The organism is Microbacterium sp. TNHR37B (genome assembly GCF_001620065.1).
Lineage (GTDB): Bacteria > Actinomycetota > Actinomycetes > Actinomycetales > Microbacteriaceae > Microbacterium.
On the sequence record NZ_LQGV01000003.1, the window covers coordinates 996173 to 1012444 of the forward strand.

16 protein-coding genes are annotated in these 16272 nt (G+C 68.7%); 11 read left to right on the forward strand and 5 right to left on the reverse strand.

Going from position 1 to position 16272, the window contains the following annotated elements; genetic code table 11:
* Positions 1-211 precede the first annotated feature (211 nt).
* A complete protein-coding gene (dnaA, locus tag AVP41_RS12605; RefSeq protein ID WP_067165950.1) occupies positions 212-1630 on the reverse strand; it encodes a chromosomal replication initiator protein DnaA in 1419 nt (472 codons plus the stop codon).
* A 380-nt stretch (positions 1631-2010) separates the two neighbouring features.
* On the opposite strand from dnaA, the gene rpmH reads away from it, so the two are divergent.
* From rpmH to AVP41_RS12650, 9 genes are all read left to right on the forward strand, one after another.
* Positions 2011-2148 carry a 50S ribosomal protein L34 gene (gene rpmH / locus AVP41_RS12610; protein ID WP_067165953.1) on the forward strand — a complete coding sequence of 46 codons (138 nt, stop codon included), beginning with the start codon at positions 2011-2013 and terminating at the stop codon, positions 2146-2148.
* A 12-nt stretch (positions 2149-2160) separates the two neighbouring features.
* Positions 2161-2499: a ribonuclease P protein component gene (gene rnpA / locus AVP41_RS12615; RefSeq protein ID WP_067164954.1), complete on the forward strand. Its 339-nt coding sequence runs from the start codon at positions 2161-2163 to the stop codon at positions 2497-2499.
* On the forward strand, positions 2496-2852 hold the full coding sequence (gene yidD, locus AVP41_RS12620) for a membrane protein insertion efficiency factor YidD (RefSeq protein WP_082829201.1): 357 nt from the start codon (positions 2496-2498) through the stop codon (positions 2850-2852). Before rnpA ends, yidD begins: the two co-directional genes overlap by 4 nt.
* Positions 2853-2858: 6 nt before the next feature.
* Entirely contained in the window at positions 2859-3962 is a 1104-nt protein-coding gene (gene yidC / locus AVP41_RS12625) for a membrane protein insertase YidC (protein ID WP_067165958.1), read from the forward strand.
* Positions 3963-3981: 19 nt separating this feature from the next.
* Entirely contained in the window at positions 3982-4482 is a 501-nt protein-coding gene (locus AVP41_RS12630; RefSeq protein WP_067164957.1) for a Jag family protein, read from the forward strand.
* 16 nt (positions 4483-4498) lie between these two features.
* Complete coding sequence (rsmG, locus tag AVP41_RS12635) at positions 4499-5128, forward strand: 16S rRNA (guanine(527)-N(7))-methyltransferase RsmG (protein ID WP_197464330.1); 630 nt, start codon at positions 4499-4501, stop codon at positions 5126-5128.
* A 253-nt stretch (positions 5129-5381) separates the two neighbouring features.
* Positions 5382-6314: a ParA family protein gene (locus AVP41_RS12640; RefSeq protein ID WP_067164964.1), complete on the forward strand. Its 933-nt coding sequence runs from the start codon at positions 5382-5384 to the stop codon at positions 6312-6314.
* Entirely contained in the window at positions 6314-7276 is a 963-nt protein-coding gene (locus AVP41_RS12645) for a ParB/RepB/Spo0J family partition protein (RefSeq protein WP_067164967.1), read from the forward strand. Before AVP41_RS12640 ends, AVP41_RS12645 begins: the two co-directional genes overlap by 1 nt.
* 33 nt (positions 7277-7309) lie before the next feature.
* Complete coding sequence (locus tag AVP41_RS12650; RefSeq protein ID WP_067164971.1) at positions 7310-7648, forward strand: tryptophan synthase subunit alpha; 339 nt, start codon at positions 7310-7312, stop codon at positions 7646-7648.
* Positions 7649-7731: 83 nt separating this feature from the next.
* Here the strand turns inward: AVP41_RS12650 and trxA are convergent, their stop codons facing one another.
* From trxA to AVP41_RS12670, 4 genes are all read right to left on the reverse strand, one after another.
* On the reverse strand, positions 7732-8055 hold the full coding sequence (gene trxA / locus AVP41_RS12655; protein WP_067164974.1) for a thioredoxin: 324 nt from the start codon (positions 8053-8055) through the stop codon (positions 7732-7734).
* Positions 8056-8125: 70 nt separating this feature from the next.
* On the reverse strand, positions 8126-9124 hold the full coding sequence (gene trxB, locus AVP41_RS12660) for a thioredoxin-disulfide reductase (RefSeq protein ID WP_067164977.1): 999 nt from the start codon (positions 9122-9124) through the stop codon (positions 8126-8128).
* 105 nt (positions 9125-9229) lie between these two features.
* Positions 9230-10834 (reverse strand): murein biosynthesis integral membrane protein MurJ, encoded by a 1605-nt coding sequence (murJ, locus tag AVP41_RS12665; protein ID WP_067164979.1) that lies wholly within the window; start codon positions 10832-10834, stop codon positions 9230-9232.
* Complete coding sequence (locus AVP41_RS12670) at positions 10827-13034, reverse strand: DUF6049 family protein (RefSeq protein WP_157532486.1); 2208 nt, start codon at positions 13032-13034, stop codon at positions 10827-10829. The genes murJ and AVP41_RS12670 overlap by 8 nt, the downstream gene beginning before the upstream one ends.
* A gap of 158 nt (positions 13035-13192) precedes the next feature.
* On the opposite strand from AVP41_RS12670, the gene AVP41_RS12675 reads away from it, so the two are divergent.
* Both AVP41_RS12675 and AVP41_RS12680 read left to right on the forward strand, forming a co-directional pair.
* A complete protein-coding gene (locus AVP41_RS12675) occupies positions 13193-14746 on the forward strand; it encodes a DUF7059 domain-containing protein (protein WP_067164985.1) in 1554 nt (517 codons plus the stop codon).
* Positions 14747-14813: 67 nt separating this feature from the next.
* Positions 14814-16262: a CCA tRNA nucleotidyltransferase gene (locus tag AVP41_RS12680; protein ID WP_067164988.1), complete on the forward strand. Its 1449-nt coding sequence runs from the start codon at positions 14814-14816 to the stop codon at positions 16260-16262.
* Positions 16263-16272 lie beyond the last annotated feature (10 nt).

The window sequence follows — 16272 nt, forward strand, 5'->3', positions numbered from 1 at the left end:
GTTGTGAGCCGGCTGCGGATGCCTGTGCGGACGCGGAAATCCGGAGAGACGTATGCACGTCCGGTCATCCACAGGATGCCGTGATTCGTTCACATCTGTTCGACATGACGGCCGAGTTATCCACAGGCTGTCCACACTGTGTAGAACGCGCATGATGGGACATCCCGTGCGTCGTTGTCAAGCGCGGGATGCCTCGTGAGGGTGGATCGGTTCAGCGACCGGCTCTGCCGAGCTGCGTGGTGATCTCCGAGACCTGGTTGTAGATCGAGCGGCGCTCCTTCATGAGCTCGCTGATCTTCTTGTAGGCGTACATGACGGTCGTGTGGTCACGGTTGCCGAACAGCTGACCGATCTTGGGGAGGGAGAGGTTGGTGCGCTCGCGGCACAGGTACATGGCGATCTGCCGAGCGGTGGCCACCGACTGCGAGCGGCTCGATCCGTACAGGTCGTCGACCGACAGCCGGAAGTACTGCGCGGTGGCCGTGATGATGTCGGTCGGGGAGATGACGTTGGCATCGTCCTGATCGACGATGTCGCGGAGCACCGTCTGCGCGAGCGAGATGTCGAGGGTCGAGCGGTTGAGGTTCGCGAACGCGGAGACGCGGATGAGTGCGCCCTCGAGCTCGCGGATGTTCGAGGAGACCTTGGTCGCGATGTACTCGAGCACGTCGTCGGGGACGAGGAGCCGCTCGGACTGCGCCTTCTTGCGGAGGATCGCGATACGTGTCTCGAGGTCGGGCGCCTGGACGTCGGTGATGAGGCCCCACTCGAAGCGACTACGCATGCGGTCCTCGAACCCGGTGAGGTGACGCGGCGGCACGTCGCTCGTGATCACGACCTGCTTGTCGTGGTCATGCAGGGTGTTGAAGGTGTGGAAGAACGCCTCCTGCGTCTCGGCGCGCCCCTGCAGGAACTGGATGTCGTCGATGAGGAGGATGTCGACGTCGCGGTAGCGCGCCTGGAAGGCGGCGCCGCGGTTGTTCGCGATCGAGTTGATGAAGTCGTTCGTGAACTCCTCGCTCGAGACGTACCGCACCCGGATCCCCGTGTAGAGGCTCAGGGCGTAGTCGCCGATGGCGTGGAGGAGGTGCGTCTTGCCGAGGCCCGAGTCGCCGTAGATGAACAGCGGGTTGTAGGCCTTGGCGGGGGCCTCGGCCACGGCGACGGCCGCGGCATGGGCGAAACGGTTGGACTGTCCGATGACGAAGTTGTCGAAGGTGTACTTCGGATTCAGGCGGGTGTCGTGGCGGGACGGCGCGGCGACCGGTTCGGTGTAGTCCTCGATGGGCGGCCGGCTCACCGGCATCGTCGGTGCCGTGGACTGCACCGGCACCGGGGCGGTCAGGTGCGCGTCGGCGAGGTCGGGGTTCACGACGACGCGGAACGTCGAGGCCGCCGGCTCCGCGTCGACCCGTGCGAGGGCCTCCATGATCGGGGTCCGCAGGCGCTTGTTGAGCTGGGCCGCGGTGAGATCGTTGGGGACGTCGAGGTAGAGGGTCCCGCTCATGACGCCTTGAGCCACGGCCAGACTGAGGAAGCCCTGCAGCTGCGGAGTGACCCGCTCGTCGTCCGCGAGTGCGTCGAGCACAGCGGTCCAGACGGGAACGTCCGGCAGATCGTGCGGTGTCATGGCTCCCCTGAGGTGGTCGTCGAGGTGGTCGTCGAAAGATGGGCGCGCGCGTCGGTGGGACGACGCCGTCGCGTCACGAGCTGCGGCGGAGGGGTCCACTCCACATCGTGAAGACGACGCGGAACCTGTGGATAACTCGTCCGAGACACGGTAGTCACGCCCGCCGAGACGAGCACAACCCACTGTAGATCCGGTCCGCGTGTCCTCGCCAGGCGACCTGTGAGGTCGGTGGATAATGTTCCGTTCCGGCCGTGCGAGTTTGAGTTCGCGCGTGACTCGACGTACCCTTAGTCGGTTGACTTATGCCCATCCGGGCAGTCCCCTGTACCCGTGTCCCCGGTCTAGAGCGTTCCGGTGACCGCCGATCCGGAGTGATCCTCATGAGCAAGCGTACGTTCCAGCCCAACAACCGTCGTCGCGCCAAGAAGCACGGCTTCCGCGCTCGCATGCGCACCCGCGCCGGCCGCGCCATCATCGCGGCACGTCGCGGCAAGGGCCGCACCGAGCTCTCGGCCTGATCCGACATCGCAGTGCTGGCGCGCGGGAACCGCATCACCCGCGGGGCGGAGTACAAGGCCGCCGTCCGCAGGGGCTCCCGCTGTGCCGGAACGATGACCATCACGTACGTCGTTCCCTCTGAAGAAGAGGGACCGGCGCGTTTTGGTTTCATCGTGAGCAAGCAGGTCGGCTCCGCGGTCGTTCGCAACACCGTCCGCCGGCGGCTGAAGGCCGTGTGCGCGGAGGCCTTGCCCACCGTGCGACCCGGGGTCGACGTCGTGATCCGTGCCCTGCCCGCCTCGGCCGATGCGACGTTCGACGTGTTGCGGAGCGACGTCGTGCGCTGTCTGCAGCGGAGAGCTGCCGCGTGAGCACGACCACTCTGCCTTCCTACGCGCTGGGTGACGCCCGCCTTCGCGGTGCCGATCCGGGCTGGTCGCTCGCGCTCGTGCCCCGCAATGCCGTCCTGGCCCTGCTGCACGCATATCGCGCGACGATCTCGCACACGTATGGAGACGTCTGCAAGTACTACCCGTCGTGCTCGGCCTATGCGGTCGGAGCGGTGCAGCAGCACGGCGCCGTCAAAGGCGCCGCTCTCACGGCCGCGCGACTCGCGCGATGCCACCCCTGGGCACAGGGCGGCATTGACGACGTGCCACCGCACGATCACTTCCGACACCGTCTCACTCCGCACGGATTCGTCGTGCACCCGAGAAAGGACTGATCCTTGCTGGATCTTCTCTTGACCGCGGCCACCCCGACCCCGGCCGTGCCCACCCCGACGACTCCGGCGCCGTCCGGCGGCCTCGACTTCTTCAGCGCCATCATGTGGCCGTTCAAGTGGATCGTCGAGACGATCCTGGTGTTCTGGCACTGGATCTTCACGACGATCGGGCTGGAGCCGGCCGCGGGCTTGACCTGGGTGCTGTCGATCATCGGTCTCGTGATCGTGGTGCGTTCGGCCCTCATCCCTCTCTTCGTTCGGCAGATCAAGAGCCAGCGCAAGATGATGGAAATCGCTCCTGAACTGCGGAAAGTTCAAGAGAAGTACCGCGGCAAGAAGGATCAGCTCTCCCGTGAGGCCATGAGCCGGGAGACGATGGCGCTGTACAAGAAGCACGGCACGACCCCGGTGTCCAGTTGTCTCCCGCTGCTGGTGCAGATGCCGATCCTCCTCGGCATGTTCTACACACTGAGCGATGTGAAGCGTCACGCCGAATGGGGTGTCGGTGGCGTCGGTCTTCTCAACGCCGACCTGACGAGGCAGTTCTACGACGCCCAGCTGTTCGGCGTGGCCCCGCTGCACACCAACATGACCGAGGCGATCGGTCTCGGTCAGACCGCGACCGTCGTCATCCTGGTGATCCTCGTCGTGCTGATGATCGCGTCGCAGTTCATCACGCAGCTGCAGATCATCTCCAAGAACCTCTCCCCCGAGGCCAAGACCGGCCAGGCGTACCAGATGCAGCGCATCATGCTGTACGTCCTGCCGCTCGCCTTCATCTTCTCCGGTGTGTTCTTCCCGCTGGGTGTGGTGCTCTACTGGTTCACGTCCAACATCTGGACGATGGTGCAGCAGTTCCTCGTCATCCGGAACCTCCCCACCCCCGGGTCGGAAGCGGCCAAGGCTCGCGAGGAGCGCCTGGCGCGCAAGGGCAAGGCGATCGATGCGCAGGGCAAGATCGTTCCGCTCGAGAAGTACGAGGCCGAGCAGCAGCGTCTCTATGAAGAAGCGCAGCGTGCCAAGGAGCAGGCTCCGAAACGGCAGCAGCCCGTGAGCAAGCAGCGGGCCAAGAAGCAGTCACAGAAGAACAAGCCACAGAACCCGTCCTGACCGACGCTCGAGGATCCTCATGAACACCACGCCCGCATCGACCTCGTCCACCCCGGCCACGGTCGCCCAGCTCGAAGAGGAAGGCGACGTCGCCGCCGACTACCTCGAAGGGCTGCTCGACATCGCCGACATCGACGGGGACTTGGCGCTCGACGTGCGCTCCGGCCGCGCCTACGTCACGGTGGAGAACGATGACGCCGCTTCGCTGCGCCTGCTTTCGAACCCCGACACCGTTCAGGCCCTGCAGGAGCTGACGCGCATCGCGGTGCAGACGAAGACCGGTCGCTTCTCCCGACTGATCCTCGACATCGGTGGTTCTCGCGACGCTCGTCAGCAACAGCTGGAGAAGCTGGTGGACCGCGCGATCGAACGCATCGAAGACGGTGCGTCGCAGGCATCCCTCCCGGCCATGTCGAGCTACGAGCGCAAGCTCGTGCACGACATCGTCTCGGAGCGGGGTTTCGTCTCCGAGTCCTACGGTGAGGGTTCGGACCGCCACACGGTCATCAGCCGTGGCTGATGTTTCACGTGAAACGGTGGACGCGGTAGAACCGGAGCCCTCGGCCGCCGCGGTGATCTTCGGCGACCGTCTGGAGGTCGCACGCTCCTTCACCGCCGCGCTTGCCGATCAAGGGGAACGCCGGGGGCTGATCGGTCCCCTCGAGCTCCCCCGGTTGTGGACCCGACACATTCTGAACAGTGCCGTGGCGGCGCCGCTGTTCCCCGCGGGCGCGGAGGTCGGAGACGTCGGGTCCGGCGCCGGTCTGCCGGGGTTGGTGCTCGCGATCGCCCGTCCCGACGTTCGTTGGGTTCTCATCGAGCCGATGGAGCGTCGCGTCGCCTGGTTGACGGAGCAGGTTCAGGAGCACCGTCTCGACAACGTCGAGGTCGTCCGCGCACGCGGCGAGGACTGGAAGCGAGGCCCGGTGCTCGACGCGGTGACGGCGCGGGCCGTGAGTGCTTTCCGCACACTGGTCCCCCTCACCGCGCCGCTGGTGCGCGACGGTGGCGAGCTCGTCTTCCTCAAGGGTGCGAGCGCGGAGCGGGAGATCGACGCGGCGGAGAAGGTCATCCGTAAGTTCCGGCTGACGCAGGTACGGGTCGAGCCCGCCGGGGAGGGCCTGATCACGGAGCCGACGCGGGTTCTTCGTGCTGTGGTGCGATGAGCGACGCGAGGTGCCAGCAGATCGTGTGCGTTTCACGTGAAACGGTCGCGTGGGCTTGCCCCGGTGGTGCTGTTTCACGTGAAACGCGCTCGCACGGCAGTCTCGAGCTCGTCGTTTCACGTGACACATCCTGAGACCCGAACGGTCGGCCGTTTCACGTGAAACGAGGTGATCGCCTCGCCTCTCGCACGGCGACCACGGTCAGCCCCCTCGACTACAGTGGAACAGCCCCTTTGAACGACAGGAGTAGCCGGTGACGGAATCGGAGAACCCCACGTCCTCCGCACCCTTCTCGTTCGATGACAGTCCCATCGCCCGCGAGCTCGCAGACCTCACGTCTCGCCGCAAGGCGCTCGAAGCGGTCGAGCTGGAGTTCACGGGACCGACACGAGTGCTCACCGTGTCGAACCAGAAGGGTGGCGTGGGAAAGACCACGAGCACCGTCAACATCGCCTCCGCTCTCGCATCGGTCGGCGCGCGGGTGCTCGTCATCGACCTCGATCCGCAGGGCAATGCGTCCACGGCGCTGGGGGTGCCGCACACCGCCGATATCCCCAGCATCTACGACGTCCTGATCGACGAGTTCCCCCTCAGTGACATCGTGCAGACGAGTCCCGAGTCAGACCGTCTGTTCTGCGCCCCCTCGACGATCCACCTCGCTGGCGCGGAGATCGAGCTCGTGTCTCAGGTCGCCCGCGAACATCGCCTCCGCACGGCGCTGGAGGACTATCTGTCTGGCACCGACGAGCCGCCGCACTTCGTGCTCATCGACTGCCCCCCGTCCCTCGGGCTTCTCACCATCAACGCCTTCACTGCGGCCGACGAGCTCATGATCCCGATCCAGTGCGAGTACTACGCGCTCGAAGGGCTCAGCCAGCTGCTCGGCAGCGTGGGCATGATCCAGAAGCACCTCAACCCGCGGCTGCACCTCTCGACGATCCTGCTCACGATGTACGACGGACGTACCCGCCTGGCCCAGCAGGTGGCGGACGAGGTCCGCTCACATTTCCCTCGGGAGGTTCTGCGTACGGTCATTCCTCGATCCGTTCGGGTCTCGGAGGCGCCGAGCTTCGGTCAGACGGTGATCGCGTACGACGGTGCATCGGCCGGCGCCGTCGCGTACCGCGAGGCAGCTGTGGAGATCGCTCGACGTGGTCGTGGCGGCAGTGAAGAAGGGGAGTCCTGATGGCGAAGAGAACGGGTCTGGGCAGGGGGATCGGAGCACTGATCCCCACCGCCGAGTCGAATGAGGCACGGCCGGTCGACGTGTTCTTCCCCGGAGCACCGGCGGACAAGAGCGCGGAGACCCCGTCGGACGGTGACGCAGCGGAGCTCCTCGCCATTCCGGGAACCCGATTGATCGAGATCGATCCCCGGGAGATCGTGCCCAACCCGCGTCAGCCGCGGACGCACTTCGATCCCGATGATCTCGCGGAGCTGATCCACAGCGTTCGGGAGTTCGGCGTGCTGCAGCCCGTCGTCGTGCGGACCAACGAGGACGGCAAGTACGAGCTCATCATGGGTGAGCGTCGAACGCGCGCCTCGCGCGAGGCAGGCCTGACCTCGATCCCGGCGATCGTCCGCGACACCTCGGACGAGAACCTTCTGCGCGATGCGCTGCTGGAGAACCTCCACCGCTCCCAGCTGAACCCTCTCGAAGAGGCGTCGGCGTACCAGCAGCTGCTCGACGACTTCGGCATCACGCAGGAAGAGCTCGCGACGCGGATCGGTCGCTCCCGCCCGCAGATCAGCAACACGATCCGTCTCCTGAAGCTGCCGGTGCCCGTCCAGCAGCGGGTCGCGGCAGGAGTGCTCAGCGCGGGGCACGCGCGCGCCGTCCTCTCCCTCGACACCCCCGAGGCCATGCAGCGCCTGGCCGACAAGATCGTCAATGAAGATCTTTCCGTGCGCGCCGCGGAGGCGGCCGCGAAGGCTCCCGACGCCGGCGCTCGTCGGTCGACGCCGAAGGCCGGCGCTCGGCGTGCGCACCTCGACGAGGTCGCGGAGCGTCTCGGAGACCGCCTGAACACGAAGGTCAAGATCAACCTAACGGCCAGAAAAGGCCAGATCAGCATTGATTTCGCCACCATCCAGGATTTGAACCGGATCCTCGCGGAGATCGGTGAGACGGAGTACGGCTCGTTCTGAGTCGCTGTCGGCGCGGCGGCGTAGGCTGGAGAGGTGACCGAAGCCCGCCCCGCACGCCGCGCCAGTCTGGAGCTCCTGCGTGCCGAAGCGGGCGACGAGTTGTCGGTCCTCATCGAGGAGCGAGTGCGCGACGGCGAGGATCCGTGGGACTTCATGGAGGACCTTCCGAGCGTCGATGAGCTCGTCGTGCTGACGCTGCGCGCCGAGAACATCGCCTCGAACGGAGGTGTCCGCCCGAACGCCAGCCGGAACTACCGTGTCCTGCGACAGATCGCGCTCGACTATCCGCCTCTCACGCGAGCCGTGTGGCGCCTGCTGGGAAGCGAACCGCACCGGCGCTGGGACGCATCGGTGCGGATCGAAGCGTCCTGACCGCGTCGACAGCCGGACGCCGCCGCTGGACGACAAAAGGCCCGGTCGGAGGCAATTCCGACCGGGCCCTTCGTATGGTCGCGTCAGGCGAGGTATGCCGCGAGGTCCTGCTCGAGGGCGAACTTCGGCTTGGCGCCGATGATCGTCTTCTCGACCTGGCCCTTGTTGAACACCTTCATCGCGGGGATCGAGGTGATCTGGTACTCCATCGCGAGGTTCGGGTTCTCGTCGACGTTCAGCTTGAGGACGGTGATCTTGTCGCCGTTCTCGGACTGGATCTCGTCGAGGATGGGTCCCACCATGCGACAGGGACCGCACCATTCGGCCCAGAAGTCCACCAGGATGGGACCCTCTGCGTCGATGACGTCCTGCTGCCAGGTGCTCTCGTTCGTGGCCTTGGCGGTCATTTCACTGTCTCCTTCGGAAAGCTGTCAACGATGACAACACGGGTTCGGGGCGATTTGTTCCGATGCCGTCTCAGGCGGCCGTCGCGTCGGCGTCGGCGTCCGGCAGCGCGTCGATCTGCGACGCGTCGGCCTCGGGCGCGCCGGCGTCGTCGAGCGCGGCCAGGTAGTGCTCGACATCGAGGGCAGCGACCGTACCGCTTCCGGCCGCCGTGACGGCCTGCCGGTAGGTCGGGTCGATCACGTCACCGGCGGCGAAGACACCGGGGACGGAGGTCCGCGAGGTACGACCGTCCACCCAGATCGTGCCGTGCTCGGTGAGATCGAGAACGCCGTGCACGAGGTGCGTGCGAGGGTCGTTGCCGATCGCGACGAAGATGCCGTCGAGCGGAAGCTCGCGCGTCGAGCCGTCGACCGTGTCCTTGAGGACGACACCGGTCACCGCGTCGTCACCGAGCACGTCGACGACCTCGCTGTTCCACACGAACTCGATCTTCTCGTTGCCGAACGCGCGCTCCTGCATGATCTTCGAGGCGCGAAGCTCGCTCCGACGGTGGATCACATAGACCTTCGTCGCGAACTTGGTGAGGAAGGTCGCCTCCTCCATCGCCGAGTCACCGCCGCCGACGACGGCGATCGTGCGCTCGCGGAAGAAGAATCCGTCGCAGGTGGCGCAGTACGAGACGCCGTGGCCGGACAGGCGCGCCTCGCCCTCGATGCCGATCTTGCGGGGAGCGGAACCGGTGGCGTAGACGACGGAGTCGGCCTCGTGGGTGGTTCCCGATCCGAGCGTCACCTTCTTGACGCGGCCGGAGAAGTCCACGCTCACGACGTCGTCGTAGACGACCTCGGTGCCGAACTTCTCGGCCTGCTCCTGCATCTTCGTCATGAGGTCGGGCCCCATGATGCCCTCGGGGAACCCCGGGAAGTTCTCCACCTCGGTGGTGTTCATGAGCTCCCCGCCCGCTTCGACCGAGCTGGCGATCAGCAGCGGCTCGAGGTTGGCACGCGCGGCGTAGATGGCCGCGGTGTACCCCGCCGGACCCGATCCGATGATGATGACCTTGCGCACGTGACTGCCCTTCTGTTCGCGGGGCGATCAAGGCCCCAGCACATTCAACCCATGCTAACCGCGGGGCATTCCACGTCCGGGGCGGCACTCCGCACGCAGCGGGCGTCAGCGACCGGGGAGGAACCGGCGCACCGTCCGCACGGCCGTTCGCAGCTCCGGGGCGCGCAGGAGGGCGAGGAAGGCCGTGTAGACGATGAGCGTCACGAGACCGATGAGGGCCGCGGAGAGGAAGCCCGCAAGACGGTCGGAAGCCGCCCACCCCGCCGCGCCGCCGAGCAGCTCGAACGTGAGCCATCCTGCCGCTGTGGCGGGAACGGCGGCGATCACGAACCTCACGACCGCGCGGGCCGCCGCGCCGAGCCCCAGGGGACGGGCGATCCGGCGTCGCAAGAGGACGACCGCGAGAGCGAACTGGATGATGTTGGCGAGCGACTGACCGAGGGCGATGCCCACCGCCAGCCATGGCAGCGGCAACGCGACGAACGCGATGACCGCGGTGACGATGACCAGCACTGCCTGGACCGTCGTGTAGAGGAACGGCGTGCGGGTGTCGCCCAGCGCATAGAAGGTGCGTTGGATGCCGAACTGGAAGGACAGCGGCAGGAGGGCCACGAGGAAGGCGGCGAGCACCCATGCCAGAGCGACCGCCTCGTCGGCGTCGTTGGCGAACAGCCTCGACAGCGGCACGATTGCAGCGATCATGGCGCCGAGGATGCCCACCATGAACACGCCGATGGTGCGGGTGAGGCTGGCGAGATCCGCCGTGACGGCATCGGTGCGTCCCTCTGCCACGTGCTCGCTGAGCTGCGTGTAGTACGGCGTACCGAGGGAGATGACGATGATCGAGAACGGGAGCATGAACAGGAGCCACGCCGTCTGGATCGCGAACTGAGCGGCCCCGACATCGGATGCCGATCCCACGAGATTGGCCTGGACGGCGCCGGCGATCTGGCTGACGACGACCATGAGGAAGGTCCACCCGGCCAGCCGTCCGATATGGCGGAGGCCGATGCCGCGCCAGCGGAAGTCGGGGCGGACGTGCAACCCCGCCCGTCGCCAGAACAGCAGCAGCACGAGAGCCTGCAGCACGATGCCGAGGGTGGCGGTCCCTCCCATCAGCGCGATCATTCCCGGGGTCCAGTCGCGGGCGGATCGCGTGAGGCCGAAGAGCCAGATGAAGGCACCGAATCCGATGATCGACACGATGTTGTTGATGATGGGCGACCAGGCGAACGGTCCGAACACCCGCCGCGCGTTCAGCACTTCGCCGACCAGGGCGTACAGACCGTAGAAGAACAGCTGCGGGAGGCACCAGTAGGCCAGCGCGAGCGCCAGCGCTCGACCCTCCGGCGAGAACTTGCCGCCGTAGATGAGGACGAGCAGGGGCGCGGCCACGATCGCCACCACCGTGACGGCGCCGAGGACGACGACTCCGAGGGTGAGGAGCTTGGAGACGAAGGCGCTTCCCTGGTCGGCGTGCGTGCGCACCGCCTTGACGATCTGCGGCACGATGATGCCGGCCAGGAGTCCCGACGAGATGAGGGCGAAGATGCTGTTGGGCAGCTGATTGGCCACGGCGAAGGAGTTGGCCGCCGAGGATCCGACGACGCCGAGGGCACCGACGAGCACCATGTTCCGGATGAGCCCGGTGATGCGCGAGACCATCGTGCCGGCGCTGATGAGGGCGCTCGACCTGCCGAGGCTAGCCATGTGTTGTGGCCTCCGTCGCCGGGGCGGGATCGGACGGGGCGACGCGGCGGCGCCGGCGGATGCGGACGACGGTACGGATGAGGCCGAGGATGATGAAGGTCGCCACGAGCACCGACATCACGACGACACCGATGGTCTCCCACTCGGCGCGCACCGCCACGTCGATGGTGACGGAACCACCGATCTTCACCAGCGACGGACTCCACAGCTGCAGCGACAGGCTGGAGTCTCCGTTGCCGACGCGAGCCTCCACCGGCACGTCGACGCGCGTCGCTTGCGCGGCCCCCGCGGTGAACGCGGTGGTGTCCTGCACGACGATGCGCGGGTCGCGGGGCTCCACGGCCAGGACCAGCGACACCGGCCACGGAAGGTCGTTGCGCACCGAGAAGGCCAACGGCGCGCTCGCGCCGAGGAGGTTGATGTCGGGCGAGCGCACGATCGAGACCGCGTCGAGGGTGGCCTGAGTATCTGTGGCGTGGGTCGCGACGGCGACCGACCACTCGTCGTTCCCGCGCCAGCCGTTGCCGAGCAGCTGCAGGACGCGGGCGCGTTCGGGGCCCGTGATGAGGGTGGGGTCCTCCAGGATGGTCGCGAAGGCGGCGAGCTTCTCCTCGCCCGCCAGGAAGCGCTCCAGGGTCCTCGCCCGCGCGTCGTCGTCCGTGCCGGCGGCGAGGGATACCTCGTCACCGTTCGGACTCGCCATCAGCGCCATCATCCCGCCCGGCTCCCGCCCGTCGAGCGAGGCCGCGGTGCGGATCGTCGCACGCAGCGCCTCCTCGGAGCGGTCCCGTCCGCGGTCGATCGTCACCAGGAGCGGCACATCGGCGTCGGTGAAGGTCGCAAAGGCCGAGGCGGTCGCCAAGGCCTCGTCGCGGTCGATCGTCGAGACGGCGTTGCTGGCGCGGCGAAGAGCGGTGGTCACGTCGCTGTCGTAGACGAGCACCTGAGCACCGCCGACGTCGGCCCGCGTCTGCCCGTCGCCTGCCTTCGAGGATCCCGCGATGGTGTCGGAGGGGACGAGGGTGAGAGGGAGCGACCCCTCCGCCCCGCCCGAGAGCATCTCCAGGAGGCCGGGTTCCGCGGTTCCCGCCGCCGGCCAGAACACATCGTCGCGCGCGGCGCCGATGTCCAGCAGCTCGTCGATCGTGGGCAGGACCACGCCGTCGGGGCCGGGGGTCGGGCTGGGGGACCCGGCGCCGGCGGTGGTCGACCCGGCATCGTCGGGGGACGCCTGCGCGTCCGCGTCTTCCTCTGCCTCGGCGTCGACGACCGTCGCGGGGTCGATGTAGGAGGAGAGCGTCTCGACGGTGAGCGGCTCGCTGAGTCCCGCCGCGTACTGGGCCGCGAGGTCCGCGTCTCCGAACTGCAATGCGAAGCGATCGTTGGGAAGAGCGAGGAGATCGGCGAGCCACGTCTGAGCCGTCTCCGGGGCCGCGGTGCCGAGCACGCGGATGGCGGCGGCGATCGCGGGATCGACCGCGAGGATGGCCGAGGTTCCCCGCACGGCGTCCAGCTGCGCGCGCAGGCTCCCGCCCTCGGCCGTGAGGGTGGCCAGTTCGTCGGAGGTGAGGAGGCCCTCGGAGAGCGGGCCCGCCGTGACCGGGACGATCACCGCCACGCGCCCGGCGGCGGGAGCGTCGTCGGGGACCACCCAGACGCTCCGTCGCTCGATCTCGCCCGCCGGGGAGCGATAGGTGGCACGGAGCGCGTACGCCCCCGGGGCGAGGTCGTCGCCCACCTCCACGGCGGTGCTCGCCGACGCCGATCCGTAGGGTCCGACGGTGCCGATCGTCTCGGTGCCGACGCGACGCAGCGCGGGCGAGGAGTCCCCCGAGGTCCACGCCTCCACGGCCTTGCGCGATGTGAGGGGCGTGCGGCTCACGGCGAGCTCGACCGTCCCGGGCTCGACGACGTCCTGCGCCGCGTTGGTCACCGACAGGGAGACCAGGAGGCGGCCATCGCTGCGGACGACGCCGTCGGCCCGCGCGGCCGCGCGGAAGTCGACGCGCGCGAGGGAGCCGTCGGGCGCGGCGGCGGGACGCTCCGTGGCTGCGCCGGCGGACGCGGCGGGCGCGGCCCACACCGCTCCTCCCGCCAGCACGGCGACGGCCAGCGCCATCGCACGGAGCGACCGGCGGGGTCGTCGGTGCGCGCGGCGGCGGGGGGACGGTGCCCCGAGAGTGTGGGGAGTCATAGTCATGGCAACGGGTGTGCGATCCCGGACCGCACGACTGGTGGCATTCTATGGTTCCCGACCTGTGCGCCGCCTTCGACGCCGCCGGATGAGCACCCGGCCGAACCGATCCGCGCCTGTGGGGGAGCCGGCGACGCGCGGAGACGGTGGGATTGAATGGACGCGTGACGCACCCCGATCTTCCGCCCCTCCGACTCGATCCCGCCACCCTTGCTCTGCTGCGCGACGACCTCACGGCCGCGGGGTACACCGCCGACGCGGTTCGTGGGGCCTGGGGGGCGCGGGCCGACGACGCGATCGGCCGCGGCCTTGCCGGCCCTGCCCTCCGGGCTGTCGAGGGTCGGGCCGATCCCCTCGGCGTGCTGGCGCGTGCTCTCTTCCTCGGAGCCGATGCGTCGGTCGCCGACGTCGATGCGGCGCTGCCGTCCTGTGGCGCACGGGGGCTCGTGGAGCTGGGCCTGGCCACGATCGACGGCGAGACGCTCGTGCCGTCGGTGCTCGTCCGGCCGCAGGACTTCGACGACGAGTCGGGTGCGGGTCACTGGTGGATCGCGAGCGACCTGGACGAGACGGCGCTCCTTCTGAGAGGCGGTGACGGGGAGCTTCCGACAGGTCACGTGCTCGGGGTGGGCGGCGCCTCCCTCACCCTGGCATCGCTGCAGGTGCCCGAGCCCGCGGACCGCGTGCTCGACGTCGGCACCGGCTGCGGGATCCAGGCGCTCCGGGCGCGCCACAGCGCGCACGTGGTCGTCGCGACCGACGTCTCGGCGCGGGCCCTCGCATTCACGGGTCTCAATGCGCTGCTCAACGGCGTGGATGGCATCGAAACGCGCCACGGGAGCATGTTCGCGCCGGTCACGGGCGAGCTCTTCGATCGCGTGGTCTCCAACCCGCCGTTCGTCATCACGCCGCGCGGGTCGGGCGTGCCGGCCTACGAATACCGCGACGCCGGGTTCGCCGGTGACGATCTCGTCGCCGCCTTCGTGCGCGATGTGGGCACGGTGCTCGCCCCGGGCGGGATCGCCCAGCTGCTCGGCAACTGGGAGTATCGCGGCGATGGCGACGGGCTCGACCGCGTCCGCGGCTGGGTGGACGAGTCCCCCGTGGCCGTGGACGCCTGGGTCATCGAACGGGAGACGCTGGATCCGCTGGCCTACGCCGAGATGTGGGTGCGCGACGGCGGCACCGTCGCCGGGACCCCCGAGTACTCGCGTCTCGTGGAGGCCTGGCTGGCCGACTTCGATGCGCGGGAGGTGACCGCCATCGGCTTCGGCTACGTGCTGCTCCGACGCCCGGGTACCGCCGGGAAGCCGGCGTTGCGCCGATTCGAGCGGGTGACGCAGCCGGTGCCGGGCGCCCTCGGCCCCCACGTGCGCGACGCGCTCCGCACCGCGGATCGACTCGCGGCCCTCGACGACGACGCTCTCGCGCAGAGCGTGCTGACGACCGCCCCCGACGTCACCGAGGCCCGGCATCACCTTCCCGGTCAGGAGGGCCCGCGCGTGATCGAGCTTCGCCAGGGCGGGGGGCTGGCCCGCACCATCGAGGTCGATCCGGGCCTGGCCGCCCTCGTCGGAGCGTGCGACGGGGACCTGCCGGTCGGGCGCCTCGTCGACGCGATCGCCGAGCTCATGGAGGTCGATCCCGTCGCTCTCGCCGCCGAGGTTCTGCCTCGCGTCCGTGAGCTGGTGTTCACCGGATTCCTCCGCCTCCCGTGACCTCCGACGGGCCCGGGTGACCTCGGTGGACCCGGGGGTGCGCGGCCCGCGCCGGTAGGCTCGTCGCATGCTCAACATGGCCGAGGGCCTCGCCCGGATCGGCGCGCTCGCCGCGTCTCCGGTCACCGCCACCCTCGGGCGGGCCTTCGCCGACGCGGGGTTCGAGTTGGCGGTCGTCGGCGGACCCGTTCGCGACGCGCTGCTGGGCCGCGTGACGCACGACCTCGATTACGCGACCGATGCGCGTCCCGACGACATCCTCCGGATCGTGAAGCCGCTGGCTCGGGCGACCTGGGAGATCGGGCGCGAGTTCGGGACCATCGGCGCCAAGATCTGGGACGACCAGGCGGGTGTCGCCGAGCAGGTGGAGATCACCACCTACCGCGCCGACAGTTACGACGGGACGACGCGCAAGCCCGTGGTCGCGTTCGGCGACTCCTTGGAGGGCGACCTCTCGCGACGCGACTTCACGGTCAACGCCATGGCGCTGCGGGTGCCCGGCCCGACGCTGGTCGATCCCACCGGTGGCGTGGAGGACCTTCTCGCGGGGATCCTGCGCACTCCCGCCGACCCCGAGGTGAGCTTCGGCGACGATCCGTTGCGCATGCTGCGGGCGGCGCGTTTCGCCGCGCAACTGGAGTTCGAGGTGGACGAGGCGACCGTCGCGGCCATGCGCACCCTCCGCGAGACGCTGCGGATCGTGAGCGCCGAGCGGATCCAGGGGGAACTGGTCCGGCTGCTGCAGACCGACGACCCGGTGCGTGGTCTGCGCCTCCTCGTGGAGACCGGCCTGGCGGAGCAGTTCTTGCCCGAGGTTCCGGCTCTGCAGCTCGAAGTGGACGAGCATCACCACCACAAAGACGTCTACGAGCACTCGCTCACCGTCCTTCGCCAGGCGATCGAGCTCGAGCACGAGCGGCATCCCGATACCGCGCCCGACGTCGTCCTGCGTCTGGCGGCGCTCCTCCACGACATCGGAAAGCCCGCCACCCGCAAGCTCGAGCCCGGCGGGGGTGTCAGCTTCCACCATCACGACGTGAAGGGCGCCCGTCTCGCGCGAAAGCGCCTGGGCGCGCTGCGGTTCGACTCGGCGACGATCGCCTCGGTGTGCCAGCTGATCGAGCAGCACCTGCGATTCTTCGGTTACGCGGAGGGGGCGTGGACCGATTCGGCGGTTCGTCGCTACGTGCGGGACGCGGGTGCGGAGCTCGAGCGCCTGCACATCCTCACGCGCGCCGACGTGACCACGCGCAACCGGCGCAAAGCGGCGCGGTTGCGCGCGGCCTACGACGACATCGAACGACGGATCGCCGCGCTCGCCGCCCAGGAGGAGTTGGACGCGATGCGTCCGGAGGTCGACGGCAACCGCATCCAGGAGCTCCTCGGAATCCGGCCCGGTCCGGAGGTCGGCGCGGCGTACCGGTTCCTCCTCGACCTGCGCCTGGACGAAGGGATCCTGGGGGCCGAGGCCGCCGAGGAGAGACTGCGCGAGTGGTGGGCCGCCCGACAGGCGTGAGGCGGCCCCT

Bases quoted from the DNA above. Each gene is read 5' to 3' on its own strand.
- AVP41_RS12645 (WP_067164967.1), top strand. From the start codon at position 6,314: ATGGCGAAGAGAACGGGTCTGGGCAGGGGGATCGGAGCACTGATCCCC.
- dnaA (WP_067165950.1), bottom strand. From the start codon at position 1,630: ATGACACCGCACGATCTGCCGGACGTTCCCGTCTGGACCGCTGTGCTC.
- rpmH (WP_067165953.1), top strand. From the start codon at position 2,011: ATGAGCAAGCGTACGTTCCAGCCCAACAACCGTCGTCGCGCCAAGAAG.
- murJ (WP_067164979.1), bottom strand. From the start codon at position 10,834: ATGGCTAGCCTCGGCAGGTCGAGCGCCCTCATCAGCGCCGGCACGATG.
- AVP41_RS12670 (WP_157532486.1), bottom strand. From the start codon at position 13,034: ATGACTATGACTCCCCACACTCTCGGGGCACCGTCCCCCCGCCGCCGC.
- AVP41_RS12630 (WP_067164957.1), top strand. From the start codon at position 3,982: ATGAACACCACGCCCGCATCGACCTCGTCCACCCCGGCCACGGTCGCC.
- AVP41_RS12680 (WP_067164988.1), top strand. From the start codon at position 14,814: ATGCTCAACATGGCCGAGGGCCTCGCCCGGATCGGCGCGCTCGCCGCG.
- trxA (WP_067164974.1), bottom strand. From the start codon at position 8,055: ATGACCGCCAAGGCCACGAACGAGAGCACCTGGCAGCAGGACGTCATC.